Raw genomic sequence first — 23,940 nt, forward strand, 5'->3', positions numbered from 1 at the left:
TGGCCCGGCCGGCGGTGGCCCGGTGCCGCCCGTACTGGTGAGCGGTATTCCTCAGAGGTATGAATATGACTCTGAGGAATACCGCTCACGACCGCATCCGCCCCCACACAGGTGACCGAGACTCGATGACGACGCCGTTGGCCCGCTTGGCTGACGTGCGTGCCGCTCTCGTACGCACCTGGACGAGCAGGAGGCCGGCCCACCGCTGCTCAGCCGCCAACGATCACGACAGACAGTCATCCCCGAGCGGATGACGCTCGACCCGACCGTCGCGTCACTCCTCGGCGAGGTGGTCGGGGGACTCCAGCGCGGCCTTCACGGCCTGCAGGAAGGCGACCGCCTCCCGTCCGTTGACGATCCGGTGGTCGTAGACGGCGCTGAGGTTGACGAACCGCCGGCTCACCACCTGACCGTCGACGTCCAGCGCCAGCTCGTCCTGGGTGCCGCCGATCGCCACCACGCAGGTCTGCCCGGGAAAGACGATCGGCCCGGCCAGCACCACGTCGGGGTCGGTGTGCAGGGACACGACGATGGTCCCGCCGGCCAGCTCGGCGGCCCGGAAGCCCTCGCCGCCGGCCCGGGTGCGGAAGTCCATCAGCGTCTCGGCGATCTCCGCGTAGGTCAGCTCCTCCACGTCGCGGACCACCGGGATGAACAGGCCCGTGCCGACGTCGATGGTGACGCCGACGTGCGCCGCCTCGGCCAGACGTACGCTGCTGCCGTCGCCGGGTGAGGCGAAGAGCAACGGGTGGTCCTCGCGCGACCCGCCGATGACCTTGACCAGCAGCTCCGGCAGACCGACGAGGGTGCGGGTGGCGCGGGTGAGCTGCCGTGCCACCGCGAGGGCGGCGTCGGCCCGGACCTTGACGACGGCGAGCGCCGCCGGCACCTCCCGGTGCGACTCGGTGACCACGGCAGCCACCGCGCGCTGGGCGCGGGAGAGCGCGTGCACCGGGCGCGGGTCGTCGGGCTCCGGGCCGTCGCCGGCGGCCAGCGCGGCGGCCGCGGCCACCACCACCGGCTCGGTCGCGGCCGTGGGCGCCGCCGACCGGTCGGCCAGCAGGCGTTCCACATCGGTACGTCGCACGACCGCCTTGCCGAGCCCCCGCAACTCGTCGTCGCCGAGGCCGTGCGCCGCGGCCAGTTCCCGGGCCGAGTCGGTGAGGACGGGCCCTCCGGGCCGCACGTCGGGCGTCGAGGCGGCCGGCGTGACCGCCTCGGCGAGGAACCGCTGCCGGGCCTGCTCGTTCTCGAAGACGTGACCGATGACGTCACCGGGAGCGCACTCCTGGTTGACCTCGACGAGCCGGTGCAGCACGCCGTCCCCGTCGCTGAGCAGCTCCTCCGCCGCCTTGGAGGTCTCCACCTCGGCGATCGGTTCCCCGGCGCGCACCTGCTCGCCGTCCTCGGCCAGCCAGTCGAGCAGGACGTACGTCGTGTCGTTGTTGTTGAGCTTGGGGACGACCAGGTCAGTCACCACTGACGACCTCCTTCACGGCCTGGTGGATGTCGGTGTCCTGCACCAGCACGGTGCGTTCGAGATGCGCGGCGGTCGGGATGACGCTGTCCGCGGAGTGCACGAGGCGTACGGGCGCGCGCAGCGATCCCCAGAGCCGCCGGTGCACGGCCTGTGCCACCTCCGCACCCCAGGTGCCGCCGGCGGTGCTCTCCTCGGCCACCACCACCCGTCCGGCCCGCGCGATCGGCGGCAGCAGGGTGTCCACGTCCAGCGGCCAGAGCCGCGACGGCACCAGCACCTGGCAGACGATGTCGTCGCGCAGCAGCAGCTCCCGGGCCACCGACACGGCCCGGGCGGCCAGCCCACCGGGTACGACGAGCACGCAGTCGGCCTGTTCCTCCTCGTCCACCCGGACCCGGGCGACGTCGGCGTCGGGGCCGATCAGGTCGTAGCGGAACAGTTCGTCCACCACACCGTCGGCGTACATCCGGGTGGTGTAGAGGACCTTGTCCTCGAAGAGCAGTCCCGGTCGGCCGGTGGCGAGCATGCCGGCGAGGACCGTCTGGTTGTCGTGGAACGGCGACACCTCGTGCACGCTCAGGCCGGGGATGCCGATGAAGTGCTTCAGCGGGCTCTGGCTGTGCGTCGGGCCGTACCCCCGGTTGCCGCCGCTGGGGCAGCGCACCACCAGCCGCATCGGCACCCGGCGGCCGTACATCGTGGTGGACTTGCTGGCGAAGTTGAGGATCTGGTCGAACGCCAGCGCCACGAAGTCACTGAACATGATCTCGACGATGGCGCTCTGCCCGGCCAGCGCCAGCCCGCCGGCCACGCCGACGATCCCGCCCTCGCTCAGCGGGGTGGACAGCACCCGCTCGGGCCAGCGCTCGGACAGTCCCCGGGTCACCTTGAACGCCCCGCCGTACGGGTCGACGAGGTCCTCCCCGAGCACGGTCAGCGCGGGATCGTCGGTCAGCAGCGCGTGCAGCGCCTGGTTGAGGTTCTCCACCACCCGCTCAGCCACGGTTCTCCTCCGTCCAACGGCTCGCCGGTCGGCCGGCGACGTCGGCGACCACCTGCGCCACGTACGCCCGTTGCCGCTCGTCGTGCGCCTCGAACTGCTCCGGGTACGCCTGCGCGTAGCGGGCGTACCAGTCGTGCGCCCGCGCGTGCGCGATCTCCTCGGGGCGGCGACTGTCGTCGCCCTTGCTGTGCGGGCCGACCCGGTGGGTGAGCAGTTCCACCACGTGGGGCGTGGACCGCTCGCGGACCCGGCCCAGCGCCGGCGTCAGCGCGGCCCGGACGACCTCGGTGTCGGTGGAGGTGATCCGCAGGTGGTCCACCCCGAAGGCGCGGGCCCGGCCGCCGATGCTGCCGGCGAGCTGCGCGGTGGTCGGCGTGGACTGGGCGATGCCGTTGTTCTCCACCACCAGCACCAGCGGCAGACCCCACAGCGCGGCCATGTTCAGCGCCTCGTAGACGGCGCCCTCGCCCCACGTGCCGTCGCCCAGGTAGACCAGCGCCAAGCGGCCCGGCTCGGTGCGTTTGAGGTGCAGCGCCACCCCGGCGGCCACCGGCACGCTCTCGCCCTGCACCCCGGTCGACAGGTAGCGGTCCCGCAGGATGTGCTGGCTGCCGCCGACGCCGTGGCACACCGCGCCCTCGCGGCCCATCACCTCGGCGAGCAGGCCGTGCGGGTCGTCGAACCGGGCCAGGTAGTGGCCGTGACCCCGGTGGTTGCTGAACACGAAGTCGCCGTCGTCGAGCAGCGGGCGCAAGGCCACCGGCACGTACTCCTGCCCCAGGCAGGTGTGCGTGGTGCCGTGCAGTTCGCCCCGGCCGAACATGTCCAGCAACGCCAGCTCGAAGTGCCGGATCAGCAGCAGCAGGTCCAGGTCGGCGTCGGTGAGCCGGGTCGGCGCGATCGGTGCCGCCTCGGTGCGGGTGGCGGTCACCGTGTCGCCCCGTCCCGTTCGGCGGCGACCAGGTCGACCAGCTCGCCGACGGCGGTCACCGCCAGGTACGCCCGCAGGTCCAGCCGTACGCCGAGGTCGTCCTCCAGCGCGGAGAGCAGGCGTAGCGCCTCCAGGCTGGTCCAGTTGGACAGCGACGCGAACCGGACGTCGGGCGCGATCTCCTCGGCCGGTACGTCCGCGACCTGCTCGATGAGGCCCGCGACGGTGGTGAAAAGGTCAGGCACGGATGTCTCCCTCCAGGGCGATCCACGCCGGCAGCAGCCGGGGCGGGGGATGCAGCGGCAGCACGTGCCGGGTGGTGCCGTCCTCGACGGACGCCACGGTGAAACCGGCGGACGGCCACACGGCGCCGCCGGGCTTGTTGCGGGCGGTGGGCCGGAACAGCGCCTCCAGGCGGGACGCGCCGGCGGCGTGGGCCAGCTCGGCCACCCGGTGCAGCGCGGCCTGCTCGACGCCCCGGGAGAAGACCCGGCAGCTCAGCACGAAGTTCTCGATCACCCAGGCGTCCGGGTCGGTCCGGTCCAGCCACAGGCCGCCCACCAGCCCTTCGGCACCGAACCGGTCGGCCACCTCGACGGTGAGCACCAGGTGGTCGGGGGAGTCGGCGCGTGCTCGCGTCTGCGCCTCGGTGTGCGCCCGTTCGGCCATCGTGAACTGGTTGGTCCGCAGCCCGAGCTGCGCGACCCGGGGCAGGCTGTGCGCGTCGACGTCCCGGACGCTGACGCGCAACTTCAGCTCGTGCAGGTAGTCGGCAGCGGTGTCGAACGTGGCGGCGAAGCGTTCCCGCCCGGCGCGGGCCCGGTACAGCTCGGTGCGTTCCCGGTCGGTGACGCCGGTGGCCAGCACGGTGAAGTGCCCCTCGGTGAGCAGCCTGGTGGAGAAGCCCGCCGGGTCGCCGGCCAGCTCCACCACCCGTACGCTCGGCAGCTCGCGGCGTACCAGCTCGCACTCGAACGGGCTGTCGTCGGCGAACACGACGGCGTCCAGACCCAGGTTGAGGCCGGTGGAGAGCTGGCGCAGGTTCTCGTCCTTGCGTCCCCAGTTCACCGCCTGCGCGACGAAGTCGTCGGCGCGTAGTAGCAGGTCCGGGTGCTGCGCGAACGCCTCGCTCACCAGGTCCGGGTCGTTCTTGCTGCACACCGCGAGCAGGACGCCCTGCCGGCGCAGCGCCAGGGCGCGACGTTGCACGTCCCGGTGGCAGTTGCCCGGGTAGTCGGTGCCGAGCCGGATGCCGGTGAGCCCGTCGTCGCCGAGCACGCCCGCCCAGAGGGTGTTGTCCAGGTCCAGCGCGAGCACCTTCGCCGTCCGGCCGAGGACGGCGCGGCAGAACGTGGCCGCCTCGTGGGCGTACCGGCGCTCCACCGACGGCGTCCACGCCATGCTGGCGAACCGGTACAGGCGCTCGTCGCGCACCGGGCCGTCGTGGTCGACCAGCAGCGTCTCCAGGTCCAGGGTGTACGTCGTGTCCCGCTCGCCCAGCTCCAGGAGTTGGGCGTTCAGCTCCCGCCAGACGCGGCCCAGCTCGGCCCGACCCCGGAAGCTGACCAGGCTGCGGTGCTCCAGCGGGGACAGCGGCACGGTGTGCAGCAGCACCGCGCCGTCGCCGCGCGCGGCGTATCCGCGTAGCGCGGCGGTGAGCACGCCGGTCCGCTCGCGCAGTACGTCGGCGAGGCCGGCGAGGTCGCCGGGGTCCCACTCGGCGGGCAGGAACCAGCCGTCGTGCAGCAGGCACAGCGTGACGTCCGGCCGGAACTCGGCCACCGTCGAGCCCGGGTCGCTGAGGTCGAGCACAAGCTGGTCGAAGCCGGAGACGTGGATCTCGGCGGCGATGCCGATCCGCAGGAGCGCCACCCGCAGCAGCGGTTCCAGCGTGCCCGGCGTGAACGTGCCGGTGACCGCGACCCGCAGCGGGCGGAGCGGGAAGTCGGGGCTGGCCAGCTTGTCGACGGGTACGTCGGCGAGCAGCCGGCCGGCGGACGCGACGGTGGTGACCGCCGCGTCGTCCAGGTGGACCAGGCCGGGCGCCAGCTCCGGGTCGGCGGTCGCGTCGGGTCGGCGCAGCCGGCGAATCCGGTGCAGGACCTCCTCGACTCTCATGGTCGGTGTTCCTTCCCGTGGTTGGGGTGCGGCCGGTCAGACCCGCAGCAGGGTGCAGACCCAGTGCATGCCGCTACCGGTGCTGGTCAGGGCGACCAGGTCCCCGGCGGTCAGCTCGCCGGTGTCGAGGTGGTGCTCCAGAGCGATGAGCTGGTCCGCGCAACCGACGTGGCCGTGTGCGAGGGCCAGCTCGACGTTCGTCCGTTCCAGCTCCACGCCGAGGTCCTTGGCCAGCTCGGCGAACTGTCGGGCGTTGTCGTGGAAGTGCACGAACCGGCGGACGTCGGCCAGCGTGACGCCGGCCCGCCCGCAGGCCGTCTCCACCACCTGCCGGTTGCGTTCCCGGATGGTCGCGACGAACCGGAACATCCGCCGGACGTCCCCGGCGAAGAACTCGTTGAGCCGGTCCGCCGGGTCACCGACGCGGGGTGTGCCGCTGTCCGGCGTGAACGGCTGGGCCGCGCCACCGGCGGGCATCCGCATGAAGCCCGCGTACCGGCCGTCGGTGATCGTCTCGGTGGTCAGCCAGCGGCACCGGTCGTGGTCGCGTACCAGCACCGCCGCCGCGGCGCCGTCGGAGAAGACGCTGGTGTTGACCTCCATGCGGTTCCAGTACGGCTCGCACACCCGGTTCGCGCCGATCACCAGCGCCGTCCGGTACCCGGGGTGGGTGGCGAACCGCCCGGCCACCGTGTCGAAGGCGGCGACCCCGCCGCCGCACGCCTGGTTGAGCAGCACCGCCTCGGCCCGGTGCGCACCGAGGCGGGCCTGGGTGTGTGCGGCCGGATCCCAGTAGAGGTATTCGGCCAGGTCGGGGATGGCCAGCACCACGAGGTCCACGTCGGCGGCCGTCAGCCCGGCCCGGTCCAGCGCCGTGCCGCCGGCCACCACCGCCAGGTCGGTCACCCCGACGCCGGGGCCGGCCCGGTGGAACGTCCGGTACTCCCAGGACCGCAGGCGGTCCAGATCCTTCGTGTACGCGGCCGCGGCCGCCGCCACGTCGACGGGCTCGCCGAGGACGTGGGCCAGGGCGGCCACCCCGACGTCGACCGGCGGCGCGCTCACCGTCGTACCCCCGTCGTGTGCTCCGCCGGCGCGGCGGCGGTGCGCGGCGGCTCGTCGCCCGCGTCGGCGCGGGTGGCATGCAACCGGACCCGGACATCAGCGGGCACGACACCGTCCACCTCGGACAGGAAACGCCGGGCCGTGCCGTTGCGGCCCGTGTCGGTCCAGGCGACGACCACCTCACCCGCGCCAGCCTCCCCGGCCCGCCGGGTCACCTCCCGCAGTACGGCCGCCTCGACGCCCTTGCCCAGCACGGGGCACGAGAGCGAGAAGACGTCGACGGTCCAACGGTCGGCGGTACGGTCCAGCGCCACGAGACCCGACGTGCCGTAGTCGCCCAGCCGGTCGCGGACCCGGATCGCCAGCAGGTCGGCGGCCCGCTCGGCCAACGCGGCGGCCGGTGGGGCCGACGTCAGCGCGAAGTCGTGCGCCCGGGCGACCACTTCGGCGACCTCGGCGACGTCGTCCGCGACCACCGGGAAATAGTCGACCTGGACGTCCAGGCCGGCCACGAAGTCGTCCAGGGACAGTTCGGCGTGCGGCGCGTCGGCCGACCGGACCGGTCCGCCGCTCCACCGCTGCTCCGGCAGCCGGTCGGTCAGCCCGGCCGCCCGCAGCTCGTCCGACCAGGCCGCCGGTTCGGCCCCGAGCGGTACGCGTCGCGCCGGCCCCCCGAAGGCGGGCCCCTCGGCCGCCGGCCCCTCGCCGGCCGGCCCGAGCTGGCCGAGGCCGACCAGGACGACCTGGGCCGGGACGACGCCCAGTTCGGCGGCGATCTCCGCGAGTTGCTCGTCGATCGGGCGCGCGTCGGTGACCCAGCCGTCCAGCACGCTCAACAGGTCGACGGCGTCGCCGTCCGACCAGCACCCGTCGCCGGTGGCGCGCAGCGCCACGCGTACACCGGCGGCGCGCAGCTCGCGCAGCGCCGGCAGCAGGTGCGCCGCGCCGGTCAACCCGTCACCGTCGACGACAAGCGCCCGGCAGCCCGCGCCGAACCAGAGGGCCACCAGCGTGGCGGCGGTCGCGCCGAGCCGCGCGAAGACCTCCTCGGTGTACGGCACCTTCGCGAGGCGGAACAGCACCGGGTGGTACGCCCGCTCGTCGCCGACTGCGCGTACCGCCTCGTCGGCGTCGACGAGCAGCACCCACGGGTCACCGGCCAGCCGGTCGCGCAGGCGTTGCCGTACGACGGTGGCGCTGGCGGCCACCCCATCGGCGCGCATCGCGTCGGCCGGCCCGCCGGGGCGGGCGGCGGGAACGGCCGGCAGGACGTACACCAGCAGGGCGCCGTGCCGCCGTGCGGCGGTGACGGCCGCCTCGGCCCCGGCCAGCAGCTCCGCCGCCCACGCGTCGCCGGCCGCGCCGGGGTCGCCGGCCTCCTCCAGGCGCTGCGCCACGACCAGCACGTCCGGTCGGACGTCGGCGAGGAACCCGTCGGTTGTCAGGCACTGCTGCACCACCTGCTGGAACGGGCCGACGGTGAGCGTGGCGGGCAGACCGCGCTCGTGCAGGTCCAGACCCAGGTACGGCACCAGCGGGTCCACCGTGTAGCTGGCCAGCAGCGCGACGCGCAGCGCCGGGGCCGGCCGCTGTCGGGTGAGCGCCTGCCAGCGGGTGCGTCGGGTGAACAGGACGCCGCTCATCGGGTCTCCGTGCCCTTGGCCCGCAGCACGGTCCGCAGCTCGCCGACGCTGCGCACGTCGCGGATCTCGTCGAAGGCGAAGGAGAGCCCGTAGACCTCCTCCAGGGTCACCACCAGTTGCAGGTGGCGCAGGCTGGTCCAGGTGCCGATGGTCTCCGGTCCGGACTCTTCGGTGACCTCGGCCGGGTCGACGTCCAGCACCCCGGCCACCACCTCGGTGAGCGTCACTTCGCCACCACCGCGCGGTCGTCGGTCAGCTCCTCGGTGCCCGAGGGCGACGGCAGCGGGGCCGGCGGGTCGGTCGGCTCGTCGTAGTCGGGAAGGTCGACCTCCATCCGGCGGATGCTCGGCGAGGCGAACCCGGCGGCCGCCACGCCGATGCCGAACAGGCCGACGATCACGAAGATGAGGCCCATCCCGGCGCCCGGTCCGCTGCCGACCAGCCACCCGAAGTACGGCACGCCCGGGCCGCCCTCGCGCATCATCGGCTCGAACCAGCGGTCCGCGGCGATGCCGGCCAGCGCGGTGCCGCCCGGGTACGCCAGGTCCTCGATGAACTGGCGGGCGGCGAAGACCCGGCCCTGGTGTGACGGCTCGACCTTCTCCTGCCACACCGACTGGGCGTACCCGTCGATGAAGGGGATGGACAGGTGCAGGAAGAGCAGGGCGACCGACCAGACGATGATGCTGTCCCCGACGCCGTAGACGATCCGGCCGAGGACGCTGAAGACCAGGATGGCGATGAGCATCCGGCGGATCTTGTGGCGGGTGTTGGGCAGCAGCCCGAGCAGGAGCGCGCCGGCCACACCGCCGACCGCGCCGATGGTCTGCACCAGGCCGACCGCGTTGGTGCTGCTGTCGGTGCGGGCCAGGATCTGCGGCACCAGCAGGGCGAAGCCGACCGCGGCGAGCACGTTGATGGCGAACATGATCGCCTCCAGCCCGGTGAACGCCCGGCTGGCCAGGATGTAGCGGAAGCCGTAGATCGTGTCGTACCAGAAGCCGCCCTCGTCCGGCTGGGTCGAGCGGGGCCTGGGTGGGAGCTGCACCAGCAGCACCGCCCCGATCGCCACCACGTACGACAGCGCGTCGACGAACAGGATGACCTTGATGTCCATGAAGCCCAGCAGGGCGGCGGCGAAGCCGGGGGCGAAGATCACCGGGATGGTCCGGACCGCGAACATCATCGCGTTGGCCCTCGGGTACTGGCCCTTCTCCATCATCACGGTGATGGTCGCCTGGTACGCCGGGAGTTGGAACGCGAGGAACGCACCGGTGACCAGGTTGACCAGGTACAGGTGCCAGACCTCGACCGAGCCGCTGAGGAACAGCAGCAGGACGACGGCGGTGGTGAGGGCCGAACCGACGTCGCTGAGCACGATCGTCAGTCGCCGTCCCCACCTGTCGACGAGCGCGCCGGCGATCGGGCTGAAGATCACTGTCGCGCCGAACGCGAACGCCATCAGCATGGTCAGGTCGAAGGCCCGGCCGGTGGCGTCCCACACCCAGATGCTCAGGGCGAAGTTCGTCATCCGGGTGCCGAGCGCCGACAGCAGCTGGCCGAACCAGATCGTGGTGAACCCGGCGAACCGGGACGGGCGTCGGAACGCCATGGGGTCTCCTCCTACTGCCGTGGCGGGTGCCCGGGGTTACCGGTGAGGCGCAGCAGGCCTCGCCGGATGCCGTCGAGCAGGTTCTCAGCGGTCTCCGGCCGGAAGGCCGGAGTGGCATAGCTCAGATCGACGCGGAGCGCGGCGCCGGTGAGCGACCCCGTCACGTCGAAGGCGAAGGGCCAGTGCCCGTCGGGGTCCTCGGTCGGGCCGAACGGCGCCGCGCAGACGTCGAGGAGCTGGTTGGCCGGGGCGACATCGTCGAAGCCGTACCCGCCCATGTAGTTGACCGCCACCGTCGGCGACGGCGTCGCGGTGAGTCGGGCGCGGACCTCGTCGTCGGGGCAGAGGTGGCGCAGCAGCGCGTACCCGATGCCGTTGTCCGGGACGCGGCCGAGCTGGCGGATCACCGAGCGGACCGAGCGGGTCGCGTCGGTGGTGGCGGGCAGCTCCAGGCGCAGCGGATAGAGCACCTGGAACCAGCCCGTCGTGCGGCTGACGTCGACATCGTCGAAGAGCGCTTCCCGCCCGTGGCCGGTCGTGGCGACGGTGACCGCGCCACCGGTGCGCGCCGCGACGGTGTCCACCACCGCCCACACCAGCAGGTCGCGCACGCTGGCGCGCAGCTTGCGGGCGACGGCGTGCAGGCCCCGGGTCGCTGCCTCGTCCAGGGTCACGGTGGCCAGGCCCAGGTCACCGAGGCGGAACGGCGCGGCGGCCGGCTCGTCGGCCAGCCGGGGCAGTACGCCCTCGTCGGCCTGCGCCAGCCAGAACGGCACCTGTTCGCGCAGTTCCGGCGAGCCCGCGTACGCGGCCAGTCGCCGTGCCCAGTCGCGGTACGAGGTGGTCTTGGCCGGTAGCGTCGGCTCGACACCACGTTCGAGCTGGTCACAGAGCGTCTCCAGGTCGGCCAGCAGCACGCCCCGGGAGACCGCGTCGACGACGAGGTGGTGGTTGACGAGCAGCAGCCGGTCGGGCAGCTCCGGGCCGAGCCGGAAGTGCGCCACCCGGGCCAGCGGGCCGGCCGTGAGGTCCAGACCGGTCTGTGCCTCGGCGCAGTGGGCCTCGACGGCCGCCTCCCGCTCGTCGGCGGGGAGCCCGGTCAGGTCGTGGCTGACGAACGGCACGGCATCGGCCGGGTCGGCGTGGTGCTGGCGCCAGCTCCCGTCCGCCTGCCTGTTCAGGCGCAGCCGCAGCGCGTCGTGCTGGGTCACCAGTCGACGTACCGCCTCGCGGACCAGGTCGGTCTGGAGCGGCCGGGTCAGCTCGAGGTAGTAGGGGTGGTTGAACAGGGCGGGCCGGCCCATGGTGGGGGCGATGACGTCGGTGAACCAGCGCTGCGCGCCGGTCAGCGGGGCGTCGCCGTTCACCTCGCCCTGCTCGGCCCGCGGTGTCGCCGTCGCCTCTCCGAGGCTGGCGGCCAGCTCGGCGACCGTGGGGTGGCGTACGAGCTGGCGCGGGGTGATGTGGATGTCGGCTGCCGCACAGCGGGCGACGAGCTGCATCGCGAGCAGCGAGTCACCGCCGGAGGCGAAGAAGTCGTCGGTGACGCCGAGCTGGTTGGTGCGCAGCAGCTCCGACCAGATCGCCACGAGCTGACGTTCCCGGTCCGTGCGCGGGGCGGCGGCCTTCCGGTCGGCCGAACGCCGGTACCCGTCGCTGACCGCGCCGCGCAGCACCGTCGCGTCGCCCAGCTCGGTGGCCACCTCGGCGAGCAGACCGGCGGGAATCCGGTCGACGGGCGCGTCGCCGTCCACGGTGGTGCCGGCGTCGAGCGACCAGAGACCCCGCAGCATCTCCACCGGCCCGACCCGATCGTCGACGGGCAGCGCCAGGGCGTCGGGCGGCGCGGGCTCGGCGGCGGGGTGCAGGAGCAGCGTGGCCGCGTCGGTGGGAGGCGTCGGGGCGTACCCGATGATCTCGGCGGTGACCAGCGCGGACAGCTCCGCGCTCTGCGGCGTCGTGGTGAGCAGCACCTCGCGCCCGGCGCGGGCCTGGGCCACGAGCAGCCGCGCCAGCTCCGCCTGGCGGTGCGCCGGCCCGGCCGGTACGACCAGCCGGCGCAGGGCCGGGTGTCGTACCGCCCGCCGCACCAGCAGTGTCGCGGTGACCGCCGCCAGCTCCGGTGACCAGGCGTCGTCGGGCGGCTCCGGCACCCGGTAGCGCCGCGCCCACGCCTCGACCGTCACGACGTCGACGTCCGGTCGGGCCTCGGCCAGCCGGGCGGTCAGCTCGGCGAAGACGGCGTTCCACGGTGACGTGCGGTACGGCGGCGACGGCGGACAGACCGCGATCGTCAGCGCCGCCGCGCTGTCCGACCGGTGCACGTCGAGTGCCGCCAGCAGCTCGGTGCAGAAGTCGCGTAGCCCGACGATGCCCGCGCCGAGCGGACCGGTTGTCAACCGGTCCTCCCAGCGCAGGACCAGCGCGTTGCGGTCGCGCCGGCCCGTCGCCAGTCCGGCGGCCGGGTCGCGCAACAGCCGCAGCAGCGCGCCGGGCGCGAGCTGGTCGAGGGTGTGCGGCAGGCCGAGCAGTCCGGTCCAGAAGCGGACGGTGTCCGCGAGCCGCGGAACCTCGACGGTGCCGCCGACCACCAGTCGGGGCGCGGGCGGCGCGGGCCGACGGGACGGGCGCGTACGCCGACCCGCACCGATCGGGGCGTCCGGTCGGCGCACCCCGTCGTCGAGCACCTTCGCCAGCCCGCTCAGCAGCCGGACCATCCGCTCCGGGACGAACAGGTCGGCCCGGTACGCCAGGTCGGCGTGCAGGTCGTCGCCCTGCCAGGTGACGCTGAGGAAGAGGTCGAAGTCGACGCCGACGCTCGGCACGTCGACGGGCGTGGCGGCCAGCCCGGCGAAGTCCGGCAGCTCGTCGGGGCCGTCGAGGACGTTGAGCACGCACTGGAACAGCGGGTGGTACGCGGCCTGCCGGGGCAGACGCAGCGCCTCCACGATGGTCGCGAACGGCAGCCCCTGGTGCCGGTACGCCTCCCGTGCCGTGCGGTGTGCCCGGGTCACGAGCTGCCGGAAGGTGGGCCGTCCGGCCACGTCCACGCGCAGCGGCAGCAGGTCGGCGAAACACCCGATCAGCGGGGCGAGTTCGGCGCGTTCCCGGCCGGCGGTGGGTGTGCCGAGCACCAGGTCCGGCTGACCGCTCTCGGCGTGCAGCAGGGCGGCGAAGCCGGCCAGCAAGACGGCGAACGGGGTGACCCCCTCGGCCCGGGCCAGCTCCCGCACGGCCGCGCCGAGCCCCGCGCCCAGCCGCTGCGCCTGGTAGCCGGCGACGTCCGAGCGCTCCTTCGGGCGGGGGTGGTCGGTGGGCAGGTCCAGCAGCGGCGGCGCGTCGGCCAGCCGCTCCCGCCAGTACGCCAGGTGCGGCTCGACGGCGGTGGACGCCAGCCAGTCGCGCTGGTGCCGGGCGTAGTCGGTGAACTGCACCGGCAGCGCCGGCAGCGGCCGGTCGACGCCGGTGGCGTGGTGGGCGTACCGGTCGGCGAGTTCGTCGAGCAGGATGCTCCACGAGGTGTTGTCGCAGACGATGTGGTGCATGCCGAGCAGCAGGTGCCAGCGCTGCTCGGGTAGCCGCACCAGGCGGGCCCGCACCAGCGGCCCGGTCGCCAGGTCGTACCGGTACGCGGCCAGCTCGGCGGCCGCCCGGCGCAGGGCCCGCGCGTGCTTGGTCACCGGCAACCCGGTCAGCTCCAGCGTTTCCAACCACGGGTCGACGTCTGGGTGTACGACGGGTTCGGGTTCGCCGTCGCGTCCCCGGAAGGTGGTCCGCAACACCTCGTGCCGGGCCAGCACGTCGTCGAACGCCCGACGCAGCGACGTCGCGTCGAGGTCGCCGCGCAGCTCGACGGCGGCCGTGGTGTTGTGCCGGACCACGTCGTCGCCGAGCTGATCGAGCGCCCAGAGTCGCACCTGTGCCGAGGACGCCACCGCCGGCGTACCCGCCTCGGCCGGAGTGAGCGGGGCGAGCGCGGTGGCGTCCTCGTCGGCGTCCAGCACGGCCGCGAGCCCGGCCACGGTCGGGTTGGTGAACAGGGTGTAGAGCGACACCTCCCGGCCGAACTCGGCCTGCACCTGCGACAGCAGGCCGGTGGCGAGCAGCGAGTGTCCACCGAGACCGAAGAAGTCGCTCGTCACCCCGACCTGTTCGACGCCGAGCGCGGCGGCCCAGAGACCGGCGAGCCGCTCCTCGGTGGGGGTGCGGGGCGCGACGACCTCGCTGTCGGCTGCGGCGCGTACGGGGGTCGGCCGGCTCCGTTCGGCGACCGCGGCGGCGGTGCTCAGCTCCTCGACGACGTACGCGGCCCGCTCCGACCCGATCGACGTGCACAGCTCAATCGGGCCGGCGCTCGTCACCGGCGCGGGTGGGTCCAGCGCCCAGACGTGGGTGAGCAGCCGGCGCAGCTCGTCCCACCCGGCGGGGACGGCCAGCGCCAGCACGCCCGGGTGCGCCTCGCGCAGCGCCGCGACGGCCTGCGGGTCGGTGTCGAGCACCACAGTGGTGGCCGGGTCGGCGGCGGCGAGCGCTTCCGTCGAGTACGCCCGCACCTCGTGCCCGGGCAGCGCGTCGGCGAGCCGGTCGAGCGGCAACCGCTCGCCGTCGACGAGCACGAGCCGGTGCGGCTGGCCGGTGAGCCGGCGCAGCTCGCGCAGGACGATCGTGCCGAGCGCCGCGAAGTACTCGCCCGTGTACGGGACGTGGCCCAGCTCGTCCGCGCGCTCGTCGCCCACCTCGCTCACCGGGTAGGCGCCGGCATGGTCGGCGGCCCAGACCGCGTGGACCCCCGGGGTACGTGCCGCCAACGCGGCCAGCCGATCGTCGAGCCGGCCATCCCGGTCCTGCCGGCCGTCCTGGCCGTCACGTCGGGCGGCGACGCGCGGCGAGGCGGGGCAGACCACCAGCAGCAGCGGGGCGTCGGTCCGCCGCCGGTACGCCGCCACCGCCGCATCGAGGTCGTCCATCGCCGCGTCGAGGGCCGCGTCCCCGGCCGTGTGGTCCTGGCGGCGCAGCCAGTCCTCGAACCGCAGCAGGCAGACCGTGGCGTCGGCCGTCGGCCCGGCCAGCAGGTGGGCCACCAACTGGCCGTACCCGACCAGCTCCACCGACGCCGGTACGCGCAGAAAGCGCAGCCAGAACTCCACCGGGTCGCGCAGCGGGTCCACGGTGAACGTGGCCGCCAGGGCGACGCGGTGCCGGCACAGCCCGGGCACCCGCGACAACGGCCGGTCCGGGTCGTCCACCATGGCGCGCAGCAGCTCCGGCAGCCGCCCCACGGTCGCGGCGATCGTCTCGTCGAGATACAGGTCGGCGTTGAAGTCGACCGCGCCCTCGATTCGGTCACCGTCGACGGTCAGGCTGACGAACAGGTCGAAGTCGGTGAGGCCGCTCTCCGCCGGCACCGCACGGAACGTCACCCCGGCCGCCTGCCGCTGCCGTACGCCGCCGTCGGTCATGGTCGCCAGCACCTGGAAGAGCGGGTTCACGCTGGGGTCCCGGACCGGACGGACCTCCTCCACCACCCGCGCGTACGGGGCCTCCTGGTGGGCGTACGCCTCGCTGACCGTGCGGTGCACCCGACGGACGAGGTCACGGACGCTCGGGTCGCCGCCGGTGTCCACCCGCAGCACCAGCATGGTGGCGAAGCTGCCGATCAGCGGCTCCAGATCGGTGCTCGCCCGGCCGGCGGCCGGCATGCCGAGCAGCAGGTCCTCCTGGCCGGTGGCCTGGCGCAGCAGGGCGGTCAGCCCGGCGAGGACCACCGCGTTGACGGTGGCGCCGGCGCGCCGGGCCAGTCCGCCGAGGGCGTCGGTCACCTCGGCGTCGACGGTGAACGGCAGGCTCCGGCCACGGTGCGTCTGCACCGGCGGCCGGGGGCGGTCCGGTGGCAGCGTGGACCGGGCCGGGGCCGAGGCGAGCCGTTCCCGCCAGTGCGCCAGGTGACCGGCCAGCTCCCGTTCGGCCTCCGGCTGGCGGCGGGCCGCGACGTGCGCGACGAACCGGGTGGGCAGCGCGGGCAGCCCGGCGGGCACGTCGGCGGCGAACTCGCCGTACCAGCGCACCAGCTCCTCCACGAACACACCCGCCGACCAGGCGTCGAAGATGATGTGGTGCGCGGTCACCAGCAGCAGGTGTTCGTCGGCGGCGAGGGCGACCAGGCGTACCGCGAGCAGTGGCCCGCTGGTCAGGTCGAAGCGGACCGACGCGTGCGCCGCGATCTCCCGCTCGGCCGCGGCCTGCCGCTCCGCCTCCGGCAGCGCCGTCAGGTCCAGCAGTGGCAGCGGCACGTCCAGGGCGTCCGACACCCGCTGGGTGACGACGCCGTCGACGGTGGTGAACACGATCCGCAGCGCGTCGTGCCGGGCCACCACCGCGTCGACCGCCCGGTGCAGCGCCGCGACGTCGAGGGGACCGGTGATCCGCTCGGCGAAGGGCACGTTGTAGACCGGCGTACCGGGCTCCAACCGGTCGAGGAACCAGAGCTGCTCCTGCGTGAAGGAGAGCGGGTAGTGGTCGGCCCGGCTCTGGCTGGCGCGGCTCTCGCTGGCTCGGCCCTGGCTGGCGCGGCCCTGGCGCAGCCGCAGGGCCAGCAGCTCCCGCTGCTCGGGGGTGAGGTCGGCGAGGTCCGGGTGCAGGTCCTGGGTCATCGGGTGGCCCCTTCGACGTACGCGCGGTCGGTGGCCGGCCCGCCGTCGAGCAGGCGGGACAGCGGGGGAGGCGTGTCGTGCAGATAGAGGTGACCCCCCGGCACGACGGTCAGCGAGAAGGCGGCGGTGGTGCAGGCCGCCCATCCGGCCACCTCGTCCGGGCTGACCAGCGGATCGTCGGCGGCGGCCACCGCGTCCACGGGCAGCGGCAGCGGCGTCACGGTCGCCGGCCGGTACGACGCGACCACCGTCAGGTCGGCCCGCACGGTCGGCAGGATCAGTGCCAGCAGGCCGGGGTCGGCGAGCACCTCGTCGGGAATTCCGCCGAGGTCGTGCAGCCAGCGGGTCAGCGCCGCGTCGTCGAGTCGGTGCGCCGAGCCGAGCGGGGCGGCGTCGCGTGGCGGACGGGCCGCCGAGACCACCAACCGCTGCGGCAGCGGACCACCCCGCGCGACCAGGCGGGCCGTGACCTCGTACCCGATCAGGCCGCCCATGCTGTGCCCGAAGATCGCGAACGGCTTCCGCACCCGCGCGACGATCGCGTCGACAAGCGGCGGTGCCAGCTCGTCCATCGTGCTCAGGGGCGGGTCGGACAACCGACGCTCACGGCCGGGCAACTGCGCGGTCCACACCTCCACGTCGTCGCCCAGCAACGCGGCCCACGGCCGGTACGCGGAACCGCCGGCCCCGGCGTACGGCAGGCACACGAGCCGCAGTCGGGCGGCCGGGCGGGGCGCGGCGCAGCTCAACCAGGAGGTGACGTCGGTGGTCGTCGGCGGTGATGCGGGTGGTGTCGCCATGCCCGCACACGCTAGGAACGGGCCGTGAGAGCGGTCTTAGCGTCGCCTGAGCGTTCCTCGTGGTGTCGGCTGCGCGCGGCCGACCAGGCTCACTCCTGAGTGGTCGGCACTCGTTGCGCGGCGGTCGCCGCGATCGCGTAGTGCGGCCGGTGCGGGCCGCCGTCGGGGCGCTCCAGGCGCTCGACCTCGGTGAAGCCGGCCCGCGTCAGCCGCTCGGAGATCTCGTCGACCGGCCAGCGGTAGGCGGTCGTGACCTTGTGGTCGAAGGCGTCGACCTCGTCGCCGGAGAAGAGACCCAGCACCAACGCCCCGGACGGGGTCAGGGCCCGTCGGAATGTCGTCAGTACGCCATCGAGGCGCTGCGGGGGCAGGTGGATCAGCGAGTACCACGCCAGGATGCCGGCGACGGAGTGGTCGGCCACGTCGAGGTCGTGCAGTGACCCGAGGCGGTAGTCGCCGCTCGGATGCGTCGCTCGGGCATGCGCGATGAACTCGGGGACCACGTCGATACCCGTGGCGTCGACGCCCAACGAACGCAGGTGGTCGGTGAGGTGGCCGGGGCCGCAGCCGAGGTCGAGCACCGGCCCGGGACGACCCGTCAGGTGCCGACCGATGAAGGCGAGGTCGTCGGGATGCACCTGCTCACGGGTGCCGAACAGTTCGATGTACAGATCCGCGACCGAGGCGTACGCCTGCCGTACCTGATCCGTGCTCACCGACCGACTATAGGAGACCACGGGGTTCAGGGTTGCTCGGTGGAAGACCTGAGGCGGAAACCCGGGCCGTACCGGGGCTGCGCCCGGAGGCCGGCCGTGCGTCACCCACCGGACGATGGCTGCCATGAGACGCACCGCATTCTTCGTGATCGCCGGGCCGGCCTGCATCGTGGGTTACGGGCTCGTACGCCTGTGGGGCAGGTCCGACGGGACGTACGGCCCCGGGTTCGACTGGCAGGCCGCGCACCTGGTCGGCCTCGCGGGCATGGTGTTGTTCGTGCCGGTGGTGCTGGCGCTGGCCGGCCTGCTGCGCCCCGGCCCGTGGCGTACGTCGGTCGTGGCCGTCACGCTGGTCGGCCTGGCCGCAACGATGGTGCAGTTCGGCGCGGACATCGTCGAGGGGCTGCTGGCCGCCGACCGGGCGGAGATGTCGGCGCTCGGCGCGGACTTCAAGGACGTCCCGGGCGTCGAGGTGGTGTTCTACGACGTCGTACCGCAGCTGTTCTTCCTCGGTCTGCTCGTCCTCGCGGGCCTGCTCGCGGCTCACCGGCGACTGCCGTGGTGGAGCGTCGCCCTGCTGCTCGTCGGGATCGTCCTGCCGGCCGTCACGCTCGACCTGCTGCCGCTCGGCGGTCTGTGCATGCTCGTGGCGCTCGCTCCGGCGCTGCCCGCCCTGAGCCGACACGCCACGCGGACCCACGCGGAAACCGTAATCTGATCTCACCTGCCGCAGTCGACCTGACCTGCCGAGATAACGCTCTCTCGGATAGTGCGGAAGTCCTTGACGAGGTGGCAATCGACCCGTAACGATGCATGCACACCACCACCGGCGTGATCGGCGCACGTCGTCCCCCGAAAGGACCTACCCGTGCGCAGATCCCTGAGAGCGTGGCTCAGCGCTGTGTTGAGCGCGATCCTCGTGCTGGGCGGCGTCGTCGCCACACCACCCGCGGCCAGCGCCGCCCCGTTCACCGTCCTGGTCTTCAGCAAGACCGCCGGATTCCGGCACGGGTCCATCACCCCGGGCATCACGGCGATCCAGCAGCTCGGCGCGGCCAACGGCTTCACCGTCGAGGCCACCGAGGACGCCGGCCAGTTCACCGACGCCAACCTCGCCCGGTTCGCGGCGGTGATCTGGCTGTCCACCACCGGCGACGTGCTCAACGCCGCCCAGCAGACGGCGTTCGAGCGCTACATCACCGCCGGCGGCGGGTACGTGGGCGTGCACTCCGCCTCCGACACCGAGTACGACTGGCCCTGGTACGGCGGTCTCGTCGGCGCGTACTTCGCCTCGCACCCGGCCGAGCAGACCGCCACCGTCACGGTCGCCGACCAGGTGCACCCGTCCACCAAGGGCCTGCCGCAGCGGTGGAGCCGCTTCGACGAGCTGTACAACTACCGCACCAACCCCCGGGGCAACGTGCACGTGCTGGCCACCCTCGACGAGAGCACGTACACCGGCGGCAGCATGGGGTACGACCACCCGATCTCCTGGTGCCAGAACTACTCCGGCGGCCGGGCCTGGTACACCGGCCTCGGCCACACCGACGCCTCGTACACCGACACCGCCTTCCGTCAGCACCTGCTCGGTGGCATCCAGACCGCCGCCGGGGCAATCACCGCCGACTGCGGCCCGACGGTCACCACCAACTTCCAGCAGGTGGCATTGGCAAAGGGCGTCGCCGAGACCGGCGAGCCGATGAGCCTCACCGTCCTGCCCGACAGGGGTGTGCTGCACACCTCCCGCGACGGCGTCATCCGGCACACCGACGCCGCCGGCAACACCAAGGTCGCCGGCACCCTGGCCGTCTACACCGGCGACGAGGAGGGGCTCCAGGGCATCAAGGTCGACCCCAACTTCGCCACCAACCGCTGGGTGTACGCGTACTACGCGCCTCCGTTGAGCACACCGGGCGGTGGCGCGCCGGCCGAGGGCACCCCGGCCCAGTTCGCCGTCTGGGACGGGGTCAACCGGTTGTCCCGCTTCACCGTGAACGCCGACAACACCGTCAACCTGGCCAGCGAGACACTGATCCTCAACGTGCCGACCAGCCGGGGTATGTGCTGCCACGTCGGTGGCGACATGGACTTCGACGCGGCCGGCAACCTCTACCTGTCCACCGGTGACGACACCAACCCGTTCGACTCGGCCGGCTTCACCCCGATCGACGAGCGGGCCGGACGCAACCCGGCCTTCGACGCGCAGCGCACCGCGGGCAACAGCAACGACCTGCGCGGCAAGGTGCTGCGCATCAAGCCGAGCGCGGCCGGCGGCTACACGATCCCGGCGGGCAACATGTTCGCCCCCGGCACGGCGCGCACGCGTCCGGAGATCTACGCGATGGGGTTCCGCAACCCGTTCCGGATGAGCGTCGACAGGGCCACCGGCGTCGTCTACCTCGGTGACTACGGCCCCGACGCGGGCACCGCCGACCCGAACCGTGGGCCGGCGGGCAACGTCGAGTTCGCGCGCGTCGACCGGCCGGGCTTCTACGGCTGGCCGTACTGCACGGCCCGCAACGACGCGTACAACGACTACACGTTCCCGTCCGGGCCGTCCGGGGCGAAGTTCAACTGCGCCGGCGGACCCGTCAACAACTCGCCGAACAACACCGGCATCACCCAGCTCCCGCCGGCGATCCCGGCCTGGCTGCCGTACGGCGGCTCCGGCTCGCCGCCCGAGTTCACCGGTGGCGGCCTGTCGCCGATGGCCGGCCCGGTCTACCGGTACGACCCGAACAACACCTCGCCCGTGGCGTTCCCGCAGTACTACGACGGCACCTTCTTCGCGGGCGAGTTCGGCCGCCGCTGGATCAAGAACGTCAAGCTCGACTCCACCGGCCAGCCGTTGAAGATCAACCCGTTCCCGTGGACCGGCACCCAGGTCATGGACATGGAGTTCGGCCCCGACGGCGCGCTCTACGTGCTCGACTACGGCACCGGCTGGTTCAACGGCGACGCCAACTCGGCGCTCTACCGCATCGAGTACGCCCGTGGAGGCAGGGCGCCCGTCCCGAAGGTCACCGCCACCCCCACCAGCGGCACCGCGCCGCTGACCGTTACCTTCTCCTCGGCCGGCACCCTCGACCCGGACGGTGACCCGTTCACCTACGCGTGGGACTTCGACAACAACGGCACCACCGACTCGACCGCCGCGAACCCGAGCTTCACGTACACCACCAACGGCACCCGCAGCCCGACGCTGACCGTGCGGGACACCACCGGCAAGACCGCCACCGCGAGCGTGGTCGTCACGGTCGGCAACAGCGCCCCGGTGGTCACCGTGAACACCCCGTTGAACGGGCAGACCTTCACCTTCGGGGACGCGGTCCCGTTCTCGGTCACGGTCACCGACGCCCAGGACGGCACGGTCAACTGTGCCCGGGTCAAGGTGAACTACGTGCTCGGCCACGACTCCCACGGCCACCAGCTCGGCAGCGCGCAGGGCTGCACCGGGGTCATCCAGACCTCGGCCGACGGCGAGCACGACACGGCGGCCAACATCTTCGGCATCATCGACGCCGAGTACACCGACCTGGGCGGGGGCGGCCAGCCGGCGCTGACCACGCACACCCAGGCGGTGCTGCAACCGCGGGTCCGCCAGGCCGAGCACTTCGGTGACTCGTCAGGTGTCCAGATCGTCGCCGGGGCGGCCGGGCACGGCGGGGCAGCGGTCGGCTACATCGACAACAACGACTGGATCTCGTTCCGGCCCTACAACCTGACCGGCATCCAGTCGTTCAGTGCCCGCGTCGGCGCGCCGGCCGGCGGCGGCGGGACGCTGGAGCTGCGCGTCGACTCACCCACCGGACAGTTGGTCGGCTCGGCGACCGTCACCTCCACCGGCGGGTACGCCACCTTCGCCACGGTCACCGGCGGGGTCACCGCCCCGACCGGCACCCGGACGTTGTACCTGGTCTTCAAGGGCACCGGGCCGTGGTTCGACATCGACGAGTTCACCCTCTCCACCAGCCCCGGCGGGCCCGGCCCGGACCCGGACCCCGATCCCGGGACGGGCACCAACCTGGCCAAGGGCAAGCCGGCGCGGGCATCCAGCTACGAGGGCGCGTTCGTCGTCGCCAACGCGTTCGACGGCGTGGCCGGTACCCGCTGGGGCAGCAGCTTCGGCGATCCGCAGTGGATCGACGTGGACCTGGGCGCCACGTACGCCCTCAGTCGGGTCAAGCTGACCTGGGAGGCGGCGTACGGCAGCGCGTACCAGATCCAGACCTCGACCGACGGCGTCACCTTCACCACGATCCGGACGGTGACCGGCGGCGACGGCGGGGTGGACGACCTGACCGGGCTCACCGGCTCCGGCCGGTACGTCCGGCTCCTCGGCACCGCCCGCGGCACGGCCTGGGGCTACTCGCTCTACGAGTTCGAGGTGTACGGAGGCACCGGCACCCCGACCGGCGGCAACCTGCTGCTGAACAAGCCGACGACGACGTCCAGCACCGAGGGTGCCGACGTCTCCGGCGCGCAGGCCGTCGACGGCAACCTCACCACCCGCTGGTCGAGCACGTTCTCCGACCCGCAGTGGATCCGCGTCGACCTGGGCAGCCCGACCGCGATCGGGCGGGTCAAGCTCGCCTGGGAGGCGGCGTACAGCAGCGCGTACCAGATCCAGACCTCCAACGACGGCACCACCTGGACCACCGTGAAGACGGTGACCGGCGCCGACGGTGGCGTGGACGAGCACAGCGGCCTCGGCGCGAACGGCCGCTACCTGCGCATCTACGGCACGGCCCGGGGGACCGGCTACGGCCATTCCCTCTGGGAGGTGGAGGCGTACACGAGCTGAACCACCACCACGACGTGGCCGGCACGAGCCTTCGTGCCGGCCACGTCCGTCAGCGGCTGGGCGTCGGCGTCGGCTGCTGCTTGACGAACGCCCACGGGGGCTCGCCGAACACCTTGGTGCACGCCGCGAGGAGCCCTTGCTGGGCGTCGGCCAGGCGGCGGTAGGCAGGCCCCTTGTCGACGGCAGGATCGTCCTGCACCCAGAGGTCGCCGGCTTCCTTGGCGGCCGCTGCGAGCTGCTTACCGGCTTCCTTGATGCCAGGGTCGGTCGCCGACACCGCTCGGGTGGCAGTGCCCATGTCATCGGGAGGGAAGGGCTCCTTCCTCGCCATGGCGCCGATCAGGCGGGCACACGCAGAGGTGGCGTACCCGTCCGAGGGCGTGGTCGAGCTGGGAGCGGGGGAGGGCGCTCCGGCAGGCGAGCAGCCCGCCAGCAGGAGAGAGGCGACAACGAGGGTACGGATCACCGCAGCAGACTAACGATCTTGCGGCAGCGCCACGAACCGATTCCGCTCGGCCCGCTAGTCGTCGGCGACGGCCACCGGCTCGGTGCCGATGCAGCGCACCTTCAACTCGTGCCGGCCGGCCGAACCCTCGAACGTGACCTCGACGTCGTCGTCCGGTCCCCGGTCCACCTCGTGCACCCGGTAACCCTGCGCGGGCGCCCAGGACACGAGGCGTACCCCCTCGGGGCCGCACTCGGCCACGGCCGTACCGCCGTCGGTGGCGAAACTGCGGCGGACCCCTGCGCTGGCGCTCGGAGCCGGGGTCGCCGTCGACGGCCCGCCCGTCATGCCACTCGGCGCGGGCTCGGGCGAGGCGAGCGCCCGCTCGATGTCCGCCTCGCTGCGCACCCCGCCCGGCGTGCCGGTGATGCTCTCGCCCACCAGCCGGATCGCCCCCAACCCGATCAGGGTCGCCACGGCGACGGTGGCCACCCACCCGGCGGCGACGAGGATCGGACGACGGCTCATGCCACCGACTATCCCCGATCCATGGTTGTCCCCGGCACATCCGGAGGCTAAGACCGTGTGTCGTTTGGGGTTGTTGGAGTGCAAGGTCATTCGTTGAGCTGGTGTGAGCGACGTGGAGAAGTACTGCCCGGACGCGTTGTGGCAC

16 protein-coding genes are annotated in these 23,940 nt (G+C 73.1%); 2 read left to right on the top strand and 14 right to left on the bottom strand.

What is annotated here, in order from left to right; translation table 11 throughout:
* Positions 1-274: 274 nt before the first annotated feature.
* From ACGFH9_RS18745 to ACGFH9_RS18800, 12 genes are all read right to left on the bottom strand, one after another.
* A complete protein-coding gene (locus ACGFH9_RS18745) occupies positions 275-1,477 on the bottom strand; it encodes a 2-oxo acid dehydrogenase subunit E2 (RefSeq protein ID WP_393220705.1) in 1,203 nt (400 codons plus the stop codon).
* Positions 1,470-2,483, bottom strand: a complete 1,014-nt coding sequence (locus ACGFH9_RS18750) for an alpha-ketoacid dehydrogenase subunit beta (RefSeq protein ID WP_393220708.1) — start codon at positions 2,481-2,483, stop codon at positions 1,470-1,472. The genes ACGFH9_RS18745 and ACGFH9_RS18750 overlap by 8 nt, the downstream gene beginning before the upstream one ends.
* Entirely contained in the window at positions 2,476-3,414 is a 939-nt protein-coding gene (locus ACGFH9_RS18755) for a thiamine pyrophosphate-dependent dehydrogenase E1 component subunit alpha (RefSeq protein ID WP_355622524.1), read from the bottom strand. The genes ACGFH9_RS18750 and ACGFH9_RS18755 overlap by 8 nt, the downstream gene beginning before the upstream one ends.
* A complete protein-coding gene (locus ACGFH9_RS18760) occupies positions 3,411-3,659 on the bottom strand; it encodes an acyl carrier protein (protein WP_355240153.1) in 249 nt (82 codons plus the stop codon). The genes ACGFH9_RS18755 and ACGFH9_RS18760 overlap by 4 nt, the downstream gene beginning before the upstream one ends.
* On the bottom strand, positions 3,652-5,532 hold the full coding sequence (locus tag ACGFH9_RS18765; RefSeq protein WP_393220712.1) for an HAD-IIIC family phosphatase: 1,881 nt from the start codon (positions 5,530-5,532) through the stop codon (positions 3,652-3,654). Before ACGFH9_RS18765 ends, ACGFH9_RS18760 begins: the two co-directional genes overlap by 8 nt.
* A 36-nt stretch (positions 5,533-5,568) precedes the next feature.
* Complete coding sequence (locus tag ACGFH9_RS18770) at positions 5,569-6,597, bottom strand: 3-oxoacyl-ACP synthase III family protein (RefSeq protein ID WP_393220715.1); 1,029 nt, start codon at positions 6,595-6,597, stop codon at positions 5,569-5,571.
* A complete protein-coding gene (locus ACGFH9_RS18775) occupies positions 6,594-8,240 on the bottom strand; it encodes a hypothetical protein (protein ID WP_393220718.1) in 1,647 nt (548 codons plus the stop codon). The genes ACGFH9_RS18770 and ACGFH9_RS18775 overlap by 4 nt, the downstream gene beginning before the upstream one ends.
* Positions 8,237-8,467, bottom strand: coding sequence for an acyl carrier protein (locus tag ACGFH9_RS18780; RefSeq protein WP_393220720.1), 231 nt, complete (start codon positions 8,465-8,467; stop codon positions 8,237-8,239). Before ACGFH9_RS18780 ends, ACGFH9_RS18775 begins: the two co-directional genes overlap by 4 nt.
* The gene (locus ACGFH9_RS18785) at positions 8,464-9,852 is read right to left on the bottom strand and encodes an MFS transporter (protein ID WP_393220723.1); all 1,389 of its coding nucleotides are present in this window, start codon (positions 9,850-9,852) and stop codon (positions 8,464-8,466) included. The genes ACGFH9_RS18780 and ACGFH9_RS18785 overlap by 4 nt, the downstream gene beginning before the upstream one ends.
* An 11-nt stretch (positions 9,853-9,863) precedes the next feature.
* A complete protein-coding gene (locus ACGFH9_RS18790) occupies positions 9,864-16,502 on the bottom strand; it encodes a condensation domain-containing protein (protein ID WP_393220726.1) in 6,639 nt (2,212 codons plus the stop codon).
* Positions 16,499-17,302 carry a thioesterase II family protein gene (locus ACGFH9_RS18795; RefSeq protein WP_393220729.1) on the bottom strand — a complete coding sequence of 268 codons (804 nt, stop codon included), beginning with the start codon at positions 17,300-17,302 and terminating at the stop codon, positions 16,499-16,501. Before ACGFH9_RS18795 ends, ACGFH9_RS18790 begins: the two co-directional genes overlap by 4 nt.
* Before the next feature lie 89 nt (positions 17,303-17,391).
* Positions 17,392-18,018 carry a class I SAM-dependent DNA methyltransferase gene (locus ACGFH9_RS18800; RefSeq protein ID WP_393220731.1) on the bottom strand — a complete coding sequence of 209 codons (627 nt, stop codon included), beginning with the start codon at positions 18,016-18,018 and terminating at the stop codon, positions 17,392-17,394.
* 124 nt (positions 18,019-18,142) lie between these two features.
* Here ACGFH9_RS18800 and ACGFH9_RS18805 point away from each other — a divergent pair, with 124 nt between their 5' ends.
* Both ACGFH9_RS18805 and ACGFH9_RS18810 read left to right on the top strand, forming a co-directional pair.
* Entirely contained in the window at positions 18,143-18,736 is a 594-nt protein-coding gene (locus ACGFH9_RS18805; RefSeq protein ID WP_393220733.1) for a hypothetical protein, read from the top strand.
* 150 nt (positions 18,737-18,886) lie between these two features.
* Positions 18,887-22,822 carry a ThuA domain-containing protein gene (locus ACGFH9_RS18810; RefSeq protein WP_393220736.1) on the top strand — a complete coding sequence of 1,312 codons (3,936 nt, stop codon included), beginning with the start codon at positions 18,887-18,889 and terminating at the stop codon, positions 22,820-22,822.
* Between the two features lie 49 nt (positions 22,823-22,871).
* Here the strand turns inward: ACGFH9_RS18810 and ACGFH9_RS18815 are convergent, their stop codons facing one another.
* Both ACGFH9_RS18815 and ACGFH9_RS18820 read right to left on the bottom strand, forming a co-directional pair.
* Positions 22,872-23,153, bottom strand: coding sequence for a hypothetical protein (locus ACGFH9_RS18815; RefSeq protein ID WP_393220739.1), 282 nt, complete (start codon positions 23,151-23,153; stop codon positions 22,872-22,874).
* A gap of 189 nt (positions 23,154-23,342) precedes the next feature.
* Positions 23,343-23,795, bottom strand: coding sequence for a septum formation initiator (locus tag ACGFH9_RS18820; protein WP_393220742.1), 453 nt, complete (start codon positions 23,793-23,795; stop codon positions 23,343-23,345).
* Positions 23,796-23,940: the final 145 nt, after the last annotated feature.

It is taken from the genome of Micromonospora sp. NPDC049102 (assembly GCF_043197485.1).
GTDB lineage: Bacteria > Actinomycetota > Actinomycetes > Mycobacteriales > Micromonosporaceae > Micromonospora.

Bases quoted from the DNA above. Each gene is read 5' to 3' on its own strand.
- ACGFH9_RS18765 (WP_393220712.1), bottom strand. From the start codon at position 5,532: ATGAGAGTCGAGGAGGTCCTGCACCGGATTCGCCGGCTGCGCCGACCC.
- ACGFH9_RS18775 (WP_393220718.1), bottom strand. From the start codon at position 8,240: ATGAGCGGCGTCCTGTTCACCCGACGCACCCGCTGGCAGGCGCTCACC.
- ACGFH9_RS18785 (WP_393220723.1), bottom strand. From the start codon at position 9,852: ATGGCGTTCCGACGCCCGTCCCGGTTCGCCGGGTTCACCACGATCTGG.
- ACGFH9_RS18790 (WP_393220726.1), bottom strand. From the start codon at position 16,502: ATGACCCAGGACCTGCACCCGGACCTCGCCGACCTCACCCCCGAGCAG.
- ACGFH9_RS18795 (WP_393220729.1), bottom strand. From the start codon at position 17,302: ATGGCGACACCACCCGCATCACCGCCGACGACCACCGACGTCACCTCC.
- ACGFH9_RS18805 (WP_393220733.1), top strand. From the start codon at position 18,143: ATGAGACGCACCGCATTCTTCGTGATCGCCGGGCCGGCCTGCATCGTG.
- ACGFH9_RS18815 (WP_393220739.1), bottom strand. From the start codon at position 23,153: ATGGCGAGGAAGGAGCCCTTCCCTCCCGATGACATGGGCACTGCCACC.
- ACGFH9_RS18820 (WP_393220742.1), bottom strand. From the start codon at position 23,795: ATGAGCCGTCGTCCGATCCTCGTCGCCGCCGGGTGGGTGGCCACCGTC.